Annotated in this window: 13 protein-coding genes and 2 pseudogenes; 2 read left to right on the forward strand and 13 right to left on the reverse strand. The window is 58.8% G+C overall.

Going from position 1 to position 15708, the window contains the following annotated elements; translation table 11 throughout:
* Positions 1-27 precede the first annotated feature (27 nt).
* Positions 28-1209 (forward strand): annotated as a pseudogene (locus AABM54_RS16435) (aspartate aminotransferase family protein); the annotation flags it as partial.
* Positions 1210-1314: 105 nt separating this feature from the next.
* Positions 1315-1728 (forward strand): annotated as a pseudogene (locus tag AABM54_RS16440) (UDP-2,3-diacylglucosamine diphosphatase); the annotation flags it as partial.
* A 126-nt stretch (positions 1729-1854) separates the two neighbouring features.
* Here AABM54_RS16440 and AABM54_RS16445 read toward each other — a convergent pair.
* The 13 genes from AABM54_RS16445 to AABM54_RS16505 form a co-directional block, all read right to left on the reverse strand.
* Entirely contained in the window at positions 1855-3381 is a 1527-nt protein-coding gene (locus AABM54_RS16445) for a DHA2 family efflux MFS transporter permease subunit (RefSeq protein ID WP_347901059.1), read from the reverse strand.
* Between the two features lie 64 nt (positions 3382-3445).
* On the reverse strand, positions 3446-4648 hold the full coding sequence (locus tag AABM54_RS16450; protein ID WP_347901060.1) for an HlyD family efflux transporter periplasmic adaptor subunit: 1203 nt from the start codon (positions 4646-4648) through the stop codon (positions 3446-3448).
* 15 nt (positions 4649-4663) lie between these two features.
* Complete coding sequence (locus AABM54_RS16455; RefSeq protein WP_347901061.1) at positions 4664-6133, reverse strand: efflux transporter outer membrane subunit; 1470 nt, start codon at positions 6131-6133, stop codon at positions 4664-4666.
* Positions 6130-6603, reverse strand: coding sequence for a MarR family transcriptional regulator (locus AABM54_RS16460; RefSeq protein ID WP_347901062.1), 474 nt, complete (start codon positions 6601-6603; stop codon positions 6130-6132). The genes AABM54_RS16455 and AABM54_RS16460 overlap by 4 nt, the downstream gene beginning before the upstream one ends.
* Positions 6604-6837: 234 nt before the next feature.
* Entirely contained in the window at positions 6838-8343 is a 1506-nt protein-coding gene (locus AABM54_RS16465) for an aspartate aminotransferase family protein (protein ID WP_347901063.1), read from the reverse strand.
* A 25-nt stretch (positions 8344-8368) separates the two neighbouring features.
* A complete protein-coding gene (locus AABM54_RS16470; RefSeq protein WP_347901064.1) occupies positions 8369-9868 on the reverse strand; it encodes an MFS transporter in 1500 nt (499 codons plus the stop codon).
* Between the two features lie 93 nt (positions 9869-9961).
* On the reverse strand, positions 9962-10996 hold the full coding sequence (locus AABM54_RS16475) for an extracellular solute-binding protein (RefSeq protein ID WP_347901065.1): 1035 nt from the start codon (positions 10994-10996) through the stop codon (positions 9962-9964).
* A gap of 88 nt (positions 10997-11084) precedes the next feature.
* Positions 11085-11714, reverse strand: coding sequence for a LysE family translocator (locus tag AABM54_RS16480; RefSeq protein ID WP_347901066.1), 630 nt, complete (start codon positions 11712-11714; stop codon positions 11085-11087).
* Between the two features lie 95 nt (positions 11715-11809).
* The gene (locus AABM54_RS16485) at positions 11810-12697 is read right to left on the reverse strand and encodes an amino acid--tRNA ligase-related protein (protein ID WP_347901068.1); all 888 of its coding nucleotides are present in this window, start codon (positions 12695-12697) and stop codon (positions 11810-11812) included.
* Positions 12698-12850: 153 nt separating this feature from the next.
* Entirely contained in the window at positions 12851-13255 is a 405-nt protein-coding gene (locus tag AABM54_RS16490) for a GFA family protein (protein ID WP_347901069.1), read from the reverse strand.
* A 21-nt stretch (positions 13256-13276) separates the two neighbouring features.
* Entirely contained in the window at positions 13277-14137 is an 861-nt protein-coding gene (locus AABM54_RS16495; protein WP_347901070.1) for a DUF3865 domain-containing protein, read from the reverse strand.
* 25 nt (positions 14138-14162) lie between these two features.
* Complete coding sequence (locus tag AABM54_RS16500; protein WP_347901072.1) at positions 14163-15416, reverse strand: cupin domain-containing protein; 1254 nt, start codon at positions 15414-15416, stop codon at positions 14163-14165.
* A 91-nt stretch (positions 15417-15507) separates the two neighbouring features.
* On the reverse strand, positions 15508-15678 hold the full coding sequence (locus AABM54_RS16505) for a hypothetical protein (protein WP_347901073.1): 171 nt from the start codon (positions 15676-15678) through the stop codon (positions 15508-15510).
* Positions 15679-15708: the final 30 nt, after the last annotated feature.

Consider the following 15708-nt stretch of genomic DNA (forward strand, 5'->3'; position numbering starts at 1 on the left):
CAGGGATCGGCGGCCTACAGTCTTTTGATGACAAAGGCTGTCGATACTGCGAGCCGGTGGCTCAAAACAGGTGTGTTGTTCGACGGAACGCGGCCCGATACGTTGCGGGAACAGTTATCGGGTCTCGATTTCTTTCCCGAACATGGTGTTGGCGACGAGCAAGCTCTAGCGGATGCTGCTGCACATTTTCTCGACCACGCGCTACAGGTCCACCATCCACTATGCGTCGCGCATTTGCACTGTCCGACAACGCTCGCTTCTCAAGCTGCCGAGGTGTTGATCAACGTAGCGAACCAGTCGATGGACTCCTGGGACCAGAGCCCATCTGCCACAGTCATCGAGCAGCATCTTGTCAGCGCACTTCGAGCACGTATTGGCTACTCGGCTAACGACGCTGGTGTGTTGACTAGTGGTGGTACGCAAAGCAATTTAATGGGCCTGATGCTTGCTCGTGATCGTCATGCTTTGGTTCACTTGGGTGTTAACGTCAAGGAAGATGGGCTTCCGGTCGACGCGCAGCGCATGGTCGTGATCTGTTCAAGCCAGGCGCACTTTTCGGTTCAGCAATCGATGTCCTTGCTCGGCTTGGGCAGGAGCGCTGCCATATCCGTGCCGTGCGACCATGAAGGCAGACTGGCCGCAGGCGATGTCGAGCGTACGCTGTCCAGACTAACAAGCGAATCGCTGGCGCCATTCGCCATCGTCGCAACCGCCGGTACGACGGATACGGGTGCAATCGACCCTATCGGTGAACTTGCCGATATCTCGCAGGCCCGTGGACTGTGGCTCCACGTGGACGCCGCATGGGGTGGTGCGTTGCTCCTATCAAAAAAATATCGTGATCGTCTGCAAAGTCTTGAGCGTGCTGACTCGATCACGCTCGACTTTCACAAACACTTTTTCCAAACCATCAGTTGCGGGGCCTTCCTGCTTCGCGATGCGATGCATTTCGACCTGATGCGTACCCATGCGGAATATTTGAACCCAGTTGAGGATGATCGGAATGGCGTACCAAACTTGGTTGCAAAGTCCCTGCAAACAACTCGTCGATTTGACGCCCTGAAACTATGGGTAAGTCTGCGCAGCCTCGGAACGACCCAATTTGGGGAGCTGATCGACCAAACAATTGATCTCGCCAGCGCAGTCGCCAAACGTATCGATACGTCATCATCGTTCGAACTGGTCAGCCGTTCGCAATTGTCAAGCGTCTTGTTCCGGATCAACAGGCCCTTCTGCGCTAACGCAGATCGGGATGCGGTGCACAGTCATCTCGCGCAGACATTACTCGATCAAGGCATTGCCAATCTTGGTGTCACCCGCCACGACGGTCTAATAGCATTGAAAATGACGTTATTGAACCCACGAACCACATTGGTAGATATCGATATGTTGCTCGCGACCATCGACTTGCTTGCCGACGCCTATCTAGAAAAGCAGGCATGACAACTTCCGTACGCGCAAACACGGATGAAGGCCAATGACATTGTGGATGTCACGCCGGAAGAAGTGCCGCGGATCATGCAGGCCTTTGGCGTGAAGACTTTGATCCATGGGCATACCCATCGCCCGGCCATCCACAAGTTGCAGATTGGCGAGCAGGCGGCCAAGCGGATTGTGTTGGGGGATTGGGATCGTCAAGGGTGGGCGTTGCAGGTGGATGAAAGCGGGTTTGCGCTTGCCCCGTTCGACTTCGCCCCGCCACCACAGCTTGCAGCCCCCACGATCTAACTGCCGAACACAAATCCCACTGTAGGAGTGAGCCTGCTCGCGATAGCGGTATCACATTCAACAACTTTGTTGACTGATACACCGCTATCGCGAGCAGGCTCACTCCTACAGTTTGACCGCGTTGGGTCAGTGGCCGCTGGCAGCAGGGCCTGCTTTAGCGGCAAACGGCGGTTTCGCCAGCCACACCAGCACAATCAAGCCCATGAATGCCCACCCCAGCAACGTGAAGTAATCCACGGTGGAGAGCATGTACGCCTGACTGGTCAGTACATGATCCAGTTGCGCATAGGCCGGGTTGCTCGCCCCGCCCAGGGTATTCAAGGCCTCCCGCGTGGCGGGTTCGAAGGTGCTGATGCTTTCACTCATGTACGCGTGATGCTGATCGGCCCGACGGATCCAGATCCACGTGGTCAGCGAGGCCGCAAAGCTCCCGCCCAAAGTCCGCAGGAACGTCGCCAGGCCCGCGCCATCGGCGATCTGATGGGGCGGCAGGTCCGACATCAGGATGCTCAGGGTCGGCATGAAGAACAGCGCCACCCCAATCCCCATGAACAACTGCACCAGGGCCACGTGCTGGAAGTCCACCTCATTGGTGAAACCGGCGCGCATGAAGCAACTCAAGCCAATCGCCAGGAACGCCAGCCCGGCCAGCAACCGCAGGTCGAACTTGTGCGCGTACTTGCCGACAAACGGCGACATCAGCACTGGCAGGATTCCGATTGGCGCCACAGCCAGGCCGGCCCAAGTCGCGGTGTAGCCCATCTGGGTCTGCAGCCATTGCGGCAGAATCAGGTTGATGCCAAAGAACCCGGCGTACCCCAGCACCAACACGATGGTGCCGATGCGAAAGTTGCGGTGAGCGAACAACCGCAGGTTCACCACCGGATGTTTGTCGGTCATCTCCCAGATCACGAACACCGCCAGTGCAATCACCGAAATCGCCGCGCCCGTGAGGATGAAGCTGGATTCGAACCAGTCCAGGTCATTGCCCTTGTCGAGGATGATCTGCAACGCGCCGACGCCAATGATCAGGGTCAACAGGCCCACGTAGTCCATCGGTTGGCGACTGATCACCACCGGCCGATCCTTGAGCTGCTGCTTGACCACCATCACCGCAAACGCACCAATCGGCACGTTGATGAAGAAGATCCACGGCCAGCTGTAGCTGTCGGTAATCCAGCCACCCAGGATGGGACCTGCAATCGGCGCGACCACCGTGACCATCGCCAGCAATGCGAGCGCCATCCCGCGCCTGGCCGGCGGATAAACCGCGATCAGCAGCGTCTGGGTCATTGGGTACAACGGCCCGGCAACCAGCCCCTGCAAGATCCGAAAACCGACCAGCTCCGGCATCGACGTCGAGATGCCGCACAGAAACGAGGCCAGCACGAACAGAATGGTGGCCCACAAAAACAGTTTCACCTCACCGAAACGACGGCTCAGCCAACCGGTCAGCGGCAGTGCGATGGCGTTGCTCACGGCGAACGAAGTGATCACCCAGGTGCCCTGCTCCGAGCTCACGCCCAGGTTGCCGGAAATGGTCGGCAAGGCCACGTTGGCGATGGTGGTATCGAGCACCTGCATGAAGGTCGCCAGCGACAGGCCAATGGTGGCGAGCACCAGGCTGGGCGGCTTGAAAGACGCGTTATTCATCGCGAATCCTTTGAAACGAGGCAGGCGCTGCGACCGTTACGGCCGCAGCTGAGGGATTGGCGAATCAGCGTTGAGCGGTTTTGACCGCCAACAAGCTGTTGTCATGGATCAAACGGGTAATCATCGCGTCGGCCTCGGCCAACTGATGGTCATAGACGCTGGTGCTGAACGAGGCCTTTTGTGGCGATTGCTGCGCCAGCACCGGACCGCTCTGGTCGTGCAGGTTGACGTTGACCATGGTCGACAGGCCGACCCGCAATGGATGTTTTGCAAGCTCTTCGGCGTTGATGTGGATCCGCACCGGTACGCGCTGGACGATCTTGATCCAGTTGCCGGTGGCGTTCTGTGCAGGCAACAAGGCAAACGCACTGCCGGTCCCGGCGCCGAGGCTGTCGAGGGTGCCGCTGTACTTCACATCGCTGCCGTACAGGTCGGCTTCGATGTCCACCGGCTGACCGATGCGCATGTCACGCAACTGGGTTTCCTTGAAATTGGCGTCGATCCACAACTGATCCAGCGGAATCACCGCCATCAACGCGGTACCCGGCTGAACCCGCTGACCGAGTTGCACGGTGCGCTTGGCGACATAACCGGTGACCGGCGCAATCAGCGTGCTGCGGGCGTTGGTCAAGTAAGCCTGGCGCACCTGCGCGGCGGCGGCCTGCACGTCCGGGTGGGACGACACCACAGTGTCGTCGACCAGCGCGCGGGTGGTGTTGAGTTGCTGTTGAGCATTGGCCAGGGCGTTTTGCGCCGACGTCAGGTCATCGCGAGCGTGGGACAGTTCTTCCTGAGAGATCGCCCCGCCCGCCGCGAGATTCTTCCGGCGATTGAAGTTGTCCTGAGCCTTTTGCACTTCGGCCTTCTGCGCGTTGACCTGGGCTTTCATGCCGTCGACGTTGCTGTACAGGCCGCGGACTTGACGCACCGTGCGGGCCAGATTGGCCTGGGCACTTTGCAGGCCGACTTGCGCGTCATTGGGGTCGAAGTTGATCAACACCTGGCCTTCGTGGACCAGGTCGCCGTCATCGGCGCCAATGCTGACAACCGTACCGGTGACCAGCGGGGTGATTTCCACCACGTTGCCATTCACATAGGCGTCGTCGGTGCTTTCGTTCCAGCGCCCGTAGAGTTCGTGCCAACCCCAGACGGCAGCGCCGCCGAGGATCACCAGCACCGCGAGCACCAGCAGCATGACTTTGCGTTTGCCGGGGTTACCCGTGTCTTGGGTGTTTTCAGGGGTTGAGTTGTGTTCGGCAGTGGCCATGACAAGTACCTTGAATTATTGATTCTGCGTGGCTGGGGTGGGCGTGGCCGAAGCCAGGGTGTCGGCTTGATACCCGCCGCCCAGTGCCTGCATCAGTTGAATCGACAGATCGATCTGCTCGGCATTCAGGTTCGCCAACTGGCGTTGGGCCTGAAGCAGTTGTTGTTCAATGCTGAGCACGTCCAGGTAGTTGCCGATGCCGGAACCGTAACGCTGGACCACCGTGTTGTATGAGTCCTGGGCAATATCGGTGGCGTGTTGCTGCGCGCCGATCTGCCGGCCGACGTCACGCAATTGAGAGAGCGTGTCGCTGACATCCCCCAACGCGCTCACCAGGCTTTTGTTGTACTGCGCCACCGCGAGGTCGTAGTCGGCGTCCCGCGCATCGAGGTCGGCGCGCAAGCGGCCGCCATCGAAAATCGGCAGCGACACGGTCGGTGCAATGTTGAGGAAACGGCTCGCCGAACCAAACATCGCATCGCCCAACAACGACTCGACGCCCGCCGCCGCGCTCAGGTTGAGGTTGGGGTAGAAGCGGGTTTTGCCGGCGTCGATGTTCTTGCCCGCCGCCTCGACCCGCCAGCGTGCGGCGATCAGGTCTGGACGCCGACCGAGCAACTCGGCCGGCAGTGTCGAGGGCAGCGCCACGGCGCTGGCCTGAAGGATTTTCGGCCGGGCGATTTCATTGCCGCGATCCGGGCCCTTGCCGAGCAGTACGGCCAGGGCGATTTTCGCGCTCTGGAGCTTCTTCTCGGCGTCGATCAGGGTCGCTTCGGAACTGGCTTCCAGGCTTTCGGTTTGCTGGTACTGGTATTGGCTGTCGATCCCGGAACTCAGGCGACGCTTGCTCAGGTCGAGCATTTGCCGGGTACGCTTGAGGTCTTCATCGGCCAGGTCGTAAACAATGTGCGCCTGCCCCAAATCGCTGTAAGCGCGGGCCACGTCGGCCGACAAGGTCAGCTGTGCGGCTTGCCGATCGACTTCAGCCGCGCGGGCCTGGCCCAACGCAGCCTCCCAGGCAGCACGCTGGCCGCCCCAAAGGTCGAAGGTGTAATTGAAACTGGCGCCGATGTTGCGCACCGTCGAGTAGGTGCCGCCGACCCCGGTCGGGTCCTGATCGCGGGCCAGTCGCGAACGGCTGACGCTGGCGCTGGCATCGAGGGTCGGCATCCGCGCGGCGTCGGCTGCATAGGCGGCGGCGCTGGCCTGGTGAGCACGAGCGCTGGCGATCTGCATGTCCGGGCTGTCGTGCAGGGCTTCGCGGATCAGGCCGTCGAGCTGTGGGTCGCCGAGGCTTTTCCACCAGTCGCTTTTCGGCCAGGCCGCCGGCGACAGCGTCACGCCACTCAGGGATTGCCCGGCCTTGAGGGTTTTCGCATCGAGGCGAGTGCCTTCGGTGTTCAGGCCGCTGTAACTGGCACAACCGGCCAGGCTCATGGCCAACAGCACCAGGCTGAGGCGTGTACGCAAGGTTTTACTGCTCATTTGTCACCTACCCGCAGCAAGGTGATCGAGTCACCTGCGGCCAGCAAAATTTTCTTCAGGATCTGTTCCAGGGTCTTCAACTCTTCTGGCGTGATGGCGCCGGCCAGTTCGTTCATGGCCTCGGCGCCGATGTGCGGCAGACGGTCGGCGAGCAGTTGGCCCTCCTCCGTCAGCACCAGCCGCACCTGGCGACGGTCACCCTCGCAGCGTTGGCGGGTGAGGAAACCTTTCTGTTCCAGACGATCGAGCATGCGAGTCATCGAACCGCTGTCCAGCGACAGGTGACGACACAGCTCCGCCGGCGTATCGACGCCGAACTGGGCCATGATGATCAACACCTTGAACTGCGCGGACGTGATGCCGTGGGGTTCCATGTGCGTGTCGATCAGCCGGTCCTTGAGCAAGGCCGCACGCCCCAGCAGCAGCCCGAGGTGGCAATTGTGAAAATCGTCGGGATTGAAATGCTTCATCTGACCACCCATTAGCTGCCTAGGCAGGGAAAGTATGTCGAGATGTTACTGCCTAGGCAGCCAATGTCAACGTAATAGTTAGGAAGCTTTGTAATTAGGTGATCAGCGGCACTGAGCGTCTTCAAACAATGAAATGGGTTTTCAACGGGGTCGCGTCACACGCTTCATGCACAGGTCCGGGTGATTGAAAGCACTGGTGATGCCGTCCCCGGCTGAGGCGGCAGCCCATGCGGCTCATGACTTTGCGGGTAGACCGCCTTCGGCCAGGGAGGCAATGGACGTGAGTAGCGCGTTGATATCCGCCCCTGTGGTCCCGGGATTCAACAAGGTCATTTTCAGGGTGATCAAACCGGCATGACGGGTGACGCCCAGGTTGGCGATTCCCTGCTCAAACAATGTCTGGGCAATGTGACGATGCAGTGCGTCCCGATCCTCGGCTGCGTGCAAGGGAGTGCAAACCCGCAGCAGAACGCTGGTCAATTGCCCGCAACTGACCAGTTCGAAGGCTGCCGAGGCGTCGATCACCTTGGCGACCTCGGCTGCCAGGTCAATGCACTGGTCAATCATTGCCGCGTACTGACGGGTTCCGATACTGCGCAGGCTCATCCACAGCTTCAGCGCATCGAAACGGCGGGTGGTTTGCAACGATTTTGTCACCAGGTTCGGCAAGCCGTCCCGATCATCCTCCGGCGGGTTCAGGTAATCGGCGTGTGTGCGCATGAGTTCGAAATGCGCTGCGTCACGCAGCAGAAACGCACCGCAACTGATGGTCTGGAAAAACTGTTTGTGGAAGTCCAGCGTCAGGGAATCCGCCCGGTCCAGACCGTGCAGACGGTGGCGATACCGGTGTGATAACAGCAAGGCACCGCCCCATGCCGCGTCAACGTGCAGCCATAGCCCATGGGCCTGCGCGATGTCGGCGAGGGTGTCGAGCGGATCGATGGCGCCCGTGTCCGTGGTGCCCGCTGTAGCGACTATCACGAAGGGCGTTCGCGATTCACTCGCAAGCCTTGCGAGCGTGCACTTAAGGTCGTCCACCGACATTTTTCCGTCCCGGTCACAGGACACGGGTATCGCCGCGTTTTTGCCCAGCCCCAGTAACGACAGCGACTGTTGCACCGAAAAATGCGCCTGGCGCGAACACACGGCAACCATCCCTTGGGCGCACGCAGGAAGCCCCTGCTCCTTGACGTCCACTCCCCAGCGAAGCAGAGCGTAACGATCACGGGCAAGCAGCAGGCCCATCAAATTGCTTTGCGTTCCCCCGCTGGTAAACACACCGGCGTCGCCGTCCGGGTAGCCTGTCCATGCACGCAGCGCACTCACCAGATGCTGTTCGAGAAAGGTCGCGGAGGGACTCTGGTCCCAAGAGTCCAGCGACTGATTGGCTACGTTGATCAGGACTTCGGCCAGTTGGCTGGCCAACGTGGTCGGACAGTGCAAATGGGCGATGCAAAGGGGGTGGTGGACTTGCAAGGCATGGTCGAGAAAACAGCTGGCGGCATCGGCCAGCGCCTGTTCGTCACCCACCCCTTGCGGGGGGAAAACGTCCAGATCGGACAAGGCTTTTCGCTGGGCGGCGGGCTGCGTTCCGTCAAACAGCGTGCCTGTTTCCAACCAGCGACTCGCGATGTCGACGGCCTGCCCCATCAAACGACGGTATATGTGCGCCCCAGCCGGATCAGCCGTGGTCATCCCCCGGGTGAGTTCATCAAGGCGGTTGGCATGACTCAGCGGCATGTTCGAATGCTCCGGGGATAAAGGCTCATGGCGTGGCAGCAGCTGTGGCGGGCGAGCGCAGGAGCAGGTAAATACTGAGCGCGCTGACGAGCAACAGCGCAGCCGCCGCACCGAGAACAGAGCCATACGCCATTTGATAGGCTGCTTTGGCCGCTGAAATCAACTGCAACCCGATTTCAGGGGAGACCTTGGCGGCCACAATAAGCGCGCCATCCAGACTGTCTACCGCCTGATCGAACGATTCGGCCGCTTCGGGTAATGCGACAAAACGGCTGTAGATCCCGCCCGCCAGACTTCCCAGTAACGTAACACCCAAGGCCCCGCCCAACTCGAAAGAGACTTCTTCTACCGAGGCAACCATTCCAACCTGGGTGGCAGGTGCCCGGTGCATGATGATGCTCGACGCCGCCGTCATCGCGGCCCCCACGCCCGCCCCCAACCCCATCAGCGCAAAGGCTGACGGCATGTTCGAGACCATCAGCGCGCCGATGCTCAGCCCCGACATCAGCAACGCGACCGTCAGCACCCGCGTACTGCCGAACGTAGGCAGGAACCAGCCCGTCAAAGGCCCGGCGAAGAACGCCGTGAGGGGAAGTGGCAGGATGACGAGCGCCGCCTTCAACGGTGTCAGGTCCTGCACCAGTTGCAAATACTGGGTCAACACCAACTCCAGGCCAAGCAATGCCAACGAAGCGCAAAACGCTGCGGCAATACCGGCGCTGAAGACCGGGTCGCGAAACAGACGAAAATCTATAAGCGGGTGCATCGCGCGCTGCTGGCGCCGAACGAACACAATCAACAGCGATACACCGACCGCCATGGCACAGGCTGCGACAAACAGGTCAGGCTGGGGGCGACCGAACTCCTTGATGGCATACACCACCCCCACCAGGCCAACCATGATCTGTAGCGAGCCGGAAACATCCCAGGCCTTGCCTTTCTGAACGGGTTGACTCGGGATGAAATAGAGCGCGCAAGGCAAGACGACAAGAATGATCGGCAGGTTGATCAAGAACACCGCCCCCCATCCATAAAACTCCAGGACGACGCCTCCCAGAATCGGCCCCAGTGCGGCCGCGCCAGCCGCCGCCGAGGCCCACACACCAATGGCGAGGGAGCGTTCGCGCTCATCGACAAAGGTCTGGCGGATGATCGACAAGGTCGCGGGCATCATCATCGCCGCCCCCACGCCCAGTACCGCCCGTCCCAGGATCAGCCATTGCGGGCGGGTGGCAAAGGCTGACATCAGCGAGGCCAGCGCAAACACACCAAGACCGCTGACGAACAATCGCTTGCTCCCCAAGCGGTCACCTGCCGCACCCAGCCCCGGTAACAGACCAGCAACGAGCAAGGGGTAGATATTCAGAATCCACAGTTTTTCGTTAGCGTTCGCCTGCAAGTCCCGGGTCAGCAGGGGCAACGCCGCGTAAAGAACGGTTCCATCGATTGAAATCAACAGCAAGGCACTGGAGACCAAAGCAAGGATCAACCAGCGTCGGCGATGTGGCGGTGATGGATGCGACATTGTGATCGACCCTGATCAAGGCGAACGGGAGTGCCTTCCTTCGGAAAGAAACCAGCCGAGGCGTCAGCCGACTCGGCACTGCCCGACGCAAACCTACTGCGAAAGTTCTGTCCAGATTGCCGCGTACTGCTCTTGCACGTTTGCCGGGCAGGCAAAGGTGAACTGCGCCTTGCGCAAGACCTCTGCCGGGATATTCAGCTCCGGAGCGTCCCGCATGGACGCGGGCATGAACTGTTCGGCACCGGCCACAGCACTGGCGTAACCATGGAAGGCAGAGTTCAAGGCTGCATTGCGCGGTTCCATGATGAAATTCATAAACAGCCTGGCATTCGCCACGTTCGTGGAACGCTTCAGGATCACCACGTTGTCACTGAATATTTGCGTGCCTTCCCTTGGAAGGCCGAAGCGGATCGTCGGGTTGATCATGCGCTGGCGCAAGGCGGCACCGTTCCAGTCGATGCTGGCCTTGAAATGCCCGGTGGCCATTTTCTGTACGCTGCCGTACTCCATGGAGGCCCACGCCGGCCGGGCCTTGACCAGGGTATTGCGCACCTGGCGCAACAATTGCGGATCGGCATCACACATCTTGCCGCCGTGATAACGCACGGCGGCGTAGATGACTTCGTTCATGTCCGCGCCAATGTTAATCGTCCCTTGCAGTTCCTTGGGCGGATCAATCACCACAGACCAAGTGTCGATATCCCCTTTGTAGACATCGGTGTGAATGGCAACGCCCACCACTCCCCACGCCCATGGCACCGAAAATTTGCGCCCTGGATCAAAAGGCGGGTCGACCCATTGCGCAGTCAGATTGCGGAAGTTGTCCAGTTGGGATGGATGAGCCGCCAACACCAGGTCCTCGGCTATCCACAAGGGCAAATAATTGCCTGCCACCACCGCTACATCCGCGGCCACTGACTGGTCTCGAACCTTGGCAAGCGCAGTGTCACTGGATTCGTACTCAACCAGCTCAACCGCGACGTTGTGCTCTTTTTCGAACTTTTCGATCATCTGCGCACTGGTGTAGCTTTCCCAATTGTAGAGCGTGAGCGTGCCCTCGGCCTTGACCACGCCAAACGCGCAACTGAAGGCCAGGGCGATACCTGTTCTGGAAAGTGTTAACGGCATTGAGCTGACTCCAAAGCCTCGCGGCGAGCGCTGAAACCTGTCAGTGACAGTGAGTAATGAGAATGGCCAGTAACCCCGATGCCAGAATCTAAGCCATTGGCAGCAGCACTCTCAGGTGAGCGACCCGTTGGGGAAGGTCGTCCTGGAGGGCCATCGTCGAGTAAGCGATTGACATCGAAAACACCCCCAGCAGCACGGAGGCTGATCGCTGGAAAGTCGCCGTATGATTCGACCAGGACTGGCGGGAAGTCAGAATCTTGCCCAGGGACGCCCACAGTATTCCGATGGGCCCAAGTGCAATCAGAAACACACCCATCGCCCAGGCAAACTGCTCAGTGGACTGGAAAGCACTTAACGGAAAGACCGAGCTGGCGAAAAGGAATGCCTTGGGATTCAACAACGTTGCCAAAAACACTTCGAAAAAGTGGGCGGGCCTGCGCAGAGTGTCATGAAGGACATGGCTGTTTCGCCATAGTTTGAACGCCAGCCACAGCAAGTACGCCGCACAGAGCAACTTGATGCCATCGAGCAGCCAAGGCCGGCTCGCGGCAAAAGACAGCAGGAAAAAGCCCCAAGTCAAAATAGCCAGGGCGTACCCCATGGCCTCTGCCACCACCAAAGGCAGTGTTCTGCGCACCCCGACCTTGAGCCCTGAAGAAAACAGCAGCGTATTGGTCGGCCCCGGCACTATCAGAATCAGCGAGGCGTAGAACGACATGACGAGCAACTCATGAAAGACAGGCATAGAACCTCCGGGCTCGGTGTCCCAAACGGTATAAAGTGGCGGCGTGTCGAGCCCGGGTGGCTGCGCAACTAACTCCGGGAAAACGGACGCGCGGTGCGAAAGACCTCGATCGTGTCCAGACCCAACGCTGTCCGGCAGAGCCGCTCGATGCCGATACCAAACCCTGAACTCGCGGCGGGAACGGTGTTGGACCTCATCAGTTCACACATGAGCTGGTCCTCGGGGCCAAAACTGTTGAGGCGCCTGGCCTGTTCCTCAAACCGGTCGGCATCATCTTCATCCGTGTAGCCGTGGACCACTTCGATCGCATCGATAAGGATCTCGAAACGGTCCACTATCGCCGCCGTTCCTGGCCTTCTTTTGGCCCGTACTTCGGGCAGCAACGGAAAGTCCGTGACCACCACACAACGGTCTTTGGAGAGCGGTTCGACATTTTCGGTGATGTAGCGGTCGATCAACCACAGCGGAGAAATTTCATAATCGTTGTACATCTCCTGGAAGGCGCCCACCAACTTCATGGCCGAGTGTTCGTCCGAGAACAGGTCTATTCCCAGATCCTTGCGAATCAACTCCCCGAACGACAAAACCTCTATCGGCCCTGGATAAAACTCGCTGACGATGCGTGTCGCCAGGTCCAGCATTTCATCGATGGTGGCGTCACGTTTGTAGAGATCGAGCATGGTGAATTCAGGCAAGTGCGTTGCGTCCAGTTCATCCGGACGAAAACTGGGGCCCATTTCGTAAACCGCCGGTGTGAACTGCAGGTTGTAGCGCAAGGCAAACGCTGACGACTCACGGAGCCAGCGACCATCCATCAATTGCAGTCTGGGACGGTCTGCATCGCCAGGAAACTTGCGCAGTATCGGCGTCATGATTTCGAAGTAACCTTCGTGATCCAGCAGATGACGGATGCGGCGCATCATGGTGGACTTGTAGATAACCGGTTCAATCGGCATGGCTGCTTAATATCCTTATTGAGAAATTGAGCGTTCGACGGCCACGCCCCTGCCAGGCCTGGATGCCCTGTCGGGGCACTTCGCGGCCGTCATGCATTGGCTTGGGCAAACCTCAGGGTTCGTGGCTTTTTCCAGGGCAAAAAAGCGTTCAGTCTAGGGCGCAGGCTTTCCTTTGAGCCCAACGTCGATTTTCCACCAGCGTGGCCGAGAGGACGTAAAGGAGTGCGCTGTGGGACGCAGCGCACTTTGCCCCTTGGCGTCGAAACTGCCGAGTACCAACGCGACCGTGGGTGCATCATCAATGGCGCCCAGCGTGCTGCCGCAGCGAGGGCAAAAGGCTCGGCTGGAGTACTCCGAAGATCGGTACAGGGTCGGCATCCCGCCTTCGCCCACCCATTGCACTTCATCCTTTGAGAACTCCACCCAGCACAGGGTCAACCCACCCGAGTGCCGCTGACATATCCCGCACGAGCAGGTATGAGGGTTTTGGGGCTCACCCGTGGCAACGAATCGGATGTGCCCGCAGAGGCATCCACCCTCATGTTTTTTAGTACTCATGCAAAGATCTCGTCCTTGTGATTAAGCGGCTTTGTGCCTGGATGCCCGACCTTCCTGCACCAGGCTATGGATCTCGGCCCATTGGTCGACGAACGGGTTGAGCATCTGCAAGAACCCGTCAACTATCTGCGGTTGAAGGAAGTTGAAGAGTTCGGCCTCGTGAATAAACCGGGCGATGCCATCCTGGTGACCCTGTTCGACCGCCACACTGCCTGTGGCCGCAACATGATCATCATCCAGGTGCATCCGGTAGTAGAAATCAAGACGCTTCAGCGAGCGACCCGACCCCAGCCCCAGGACCGTGCCCAGCCGGTCGGTGATCTCCCGCAGCAACTGGGTCTCGGCAATGGCAACGGCTTCGGTTGCGTAGTACATGCCCAGTATGGTGGAAGGGCAATGCGACCAGGTCAGGACATCAATCAACGAGATAAGCGAGCGTGTCGAGTCGGTACGGGGCATCCAGCCATTGACCCGCAAGCCAAGGTCCTCAATCAGCGCACCACTGAAAACCACATAGTGGGCAGGCAGCTTGCCTCTCTCGCCCCCCTCCTCCAGGAAATTGCGCGTCAACTCCTGAGCCAGCTCGGGGCAGAAGCCTCTGACGGTCTCTGCCGCCCGTAGCAGCATGGTGGAGTTGTAGCGCGCAAACACAGACAGTTCGGCAATGTACAACTGCGCTTCTTCTTTCGAGAGACTCTTGGGATCAACCAGGTCATGGATCTTCTGATAGAGACTGGCGATCATCGGGTTCAAGTGCCCGGCAATCAGTTCGCGACCGGAAACCGCCGCTTTGCCTTCTCGTATGACTTTATTGATCAGCGCATCGGTGTCGGTACACTGGCTGAGATAACCGTCAACCAGACTGGGGAAGTTTCTGTACATCGGCTAATCCTCCTTGAACAATCGATTAATGGCAGTGGAGCCCGCCGGTACGGGACATCTCGCTCAGCAGCTCAATCAACTCATCGGCGTCTACATTGACGGACTCCCGCTGGTTGAGCCGTTCCAGCAGACTGATAAGACGCCCGTGCGGATCAGCCAAGACGATACTTTGGGCCCCGATAAACACCCGAAACTCATCACGACCGCAATCCAGACCCGCCTCATACGAGGCCAGGAAAGGTTGGCGCAGTGACACCACCGAACCTCGCTGCACGCGCTCAGGCGCAGACAGTCGGGTGTCTAGCAGCAGGTTTTCGCTGATGGCTCTGGGCAACTCCCAACCGCCATTGCTGCGCAGCCGATGCCAGTAATAATTGAGGTAATGAGGGAGTTCATTATCGACCCAGGACCGAACGGTCGACTCCAACAGTTCGGTCACCGGACTCAACAGCGGATTGTCATTTTTCAACGGCACGAGCGCCGACATGCCTTCTTCATCGAAAGGCAGCGTCAGGTCACTGAGCGCCGGAATCACTTTCCCTGACAGAAACCGCTTCAACGGATAGGTATAGAACGGCAACGCGACAGAAACAGAGTATTGGTCCTGGCGCCCAATGTGATAAACGGAAGCCGGCAAGTACAGTACGTCGCCCGGTTTAAGGACATGCAAAGTGGCTGTTTCCAGCAATCGTTCATAGGCTTCGGAATCCGCGAAAGTGGGCGCACGGTGCCCCACCATCTCGACATAAAGTTCCCTGGACCAACAGTAAAAGTCTTTTACGCCCGGGCCAAGATGACAGAGAAAGGCATGTTCGAAGCCCTCATGAATACCAAAGGCAGTACCCGAGTAGTTACCACAGAACGCGGCTTGTTCCACCCCGCCAATAGGAAATCCCTTGTAGTCGAAGAACGATTGAATCAATTGGCCAAAGTCAGCCGCCAGTTTTGGACTGGCCTGTTCAAGATTGTTTACAACCAGACTGAATCGCTCTTTACCCGTAAGGCGCTGCATAAACCCCATAAGCGCTTCATCTGGCAGGGTATCTTGAGAGAAGGCACCTTCAATCAAATCGTCCCGGCGATTTTCTCCGTCGTAAACCCGAATGCGACAGTCCAGGGCTTCACGCAAGTTGCGGTCCTGCAGTGCATAAAAAGCGGACTCCACTGTCTTGGCTGTGGCAAAGCCTGTGGCAAGTGGAAGTAACGACTCAAAAAGAAAGGGGTCCCGTCCTGAGTTGGTTTTTTCTTCGAAGCCTTCCCATACTTCTTTATCAAACATGAATGACCTTCCTCTACCCACCATCACTGAACATTGTGTGACACCGTCGAGGTAAGCCGGCTGCCCAACCCGCGCAGCAGCCGGCTTACGATCAGATCAGGCTCGCCGCATCAGGGCGCACGCCTGTTTTCATTGCATCGGGACGCACACCCGTCTTCATCGCATCCGGGCGAACGCCAGTCTTCATTGCATCAGGACGCACGCCTGTTTTCATCGCATCAGGACGAACACCCGTCTTCATCAAACAAGTTCCACTGTTCATATCGCTTCCTTTTTAATCATAGAGTTAGAG

Source organism: Pseudomonas purpurea, from assembly GCF_039908635.1.
GTDB lineage: Bacteria > Pseudomonadota > Gammaproteobacteria > Pseudomonadales > Pseudomonadaceae > Aquipseudomonas > Aquipseudomonas purpurea.

Coding starts and splice junctions, on each gene's coding strand:
- AABM54_RS16470 (WP_347901064.1), bottom strand. CDS start 9,868: ATGTCGCATCCATCACCGCCACATCGCCGACGCTGGTTGATCCTTGCT.
- AABM54_RS16465 (WP_347901063.1), bottom strand. CDS start 8,343: ATGCCGCTGAGTCATGCCAACCGCCTTGATGAACTCACCCGGGGGATG.
- AABM54_RS16455 (WP_347901061.1), bottom strand. CDS start 6,133: ATGAGCAGTAAAACCTTGCGTACACGCCTCAGCCTGGTGCTGTTGGCC.
- AABM54_RS16480 (WP_347901066.1), bottom strand. CDS start 11,714: ATGTCGTTCTACGCCTCGCTGATTCTGATAGTGCCGGGGCCGACCAAT.
- AABM54_RS16475 (WP_347901065.1), bottom strand. CDS start 10,996: ATGCCGTTAACACTTTCCAGAACAGGTATCGCCCTGGCCTTCAGTTGC.
- AABM54_RS16500 (WP_347901072.1), bottom strand. CDS start 15,416: ATGTTTGATAAAGAAGTATGGGAAGGCTTCGAAGAAAAAACCAACTCA.
- AABM54_RS16450 (WP_347901060.1), bottom strand. CDS start 4,648: ATGGCCACTGCCGAACACAACTCAACCCCTGAAAACACCCAAGACACG.
- AABM54_RS16495 (WP_347901070.1), bottom strand. CDS start 14,137: ATGTACAGAAACTTCCCCAGTCTGGTTGACGGTTATCTCAGCCAGTGT.
- AABM54_RS16460 (WP_347901062.1), bottom strand. CDS start 6,603: ATGAAGCATTTCAATCCCGACGATTTTCACAATTGCCACCTCGGGCTG.
- AABM54_RS16490 (WP_347901069.1), bottom strand. CDS start 13,255: ATGAGTACTAAAAAACATGAGGGTGGATGCCTCTGCGGGCACATCCGA.
- AABM54_RS16485 (WP_347901068.1), bottom strand. CDS start 12,697: ATGCCGATTGAACCGGTTATCTACAAGTCCACCATGATGCGCCGCATC.
- AABM54_RS16505 (WP_347901073.1), bottom strand. CDS start 15,678: ATGAACAGTGGAACTTGTTTGATGAAGACGGGTGTTCGTCCTGATGCG.
- AABM54_RS16445 (WP_347901059.1), bottom strand. CDS start 3,381: ATGAATAACGCGTCTTTCAAGCCGCCCAGCCTGGTGCTCGCCACCATT.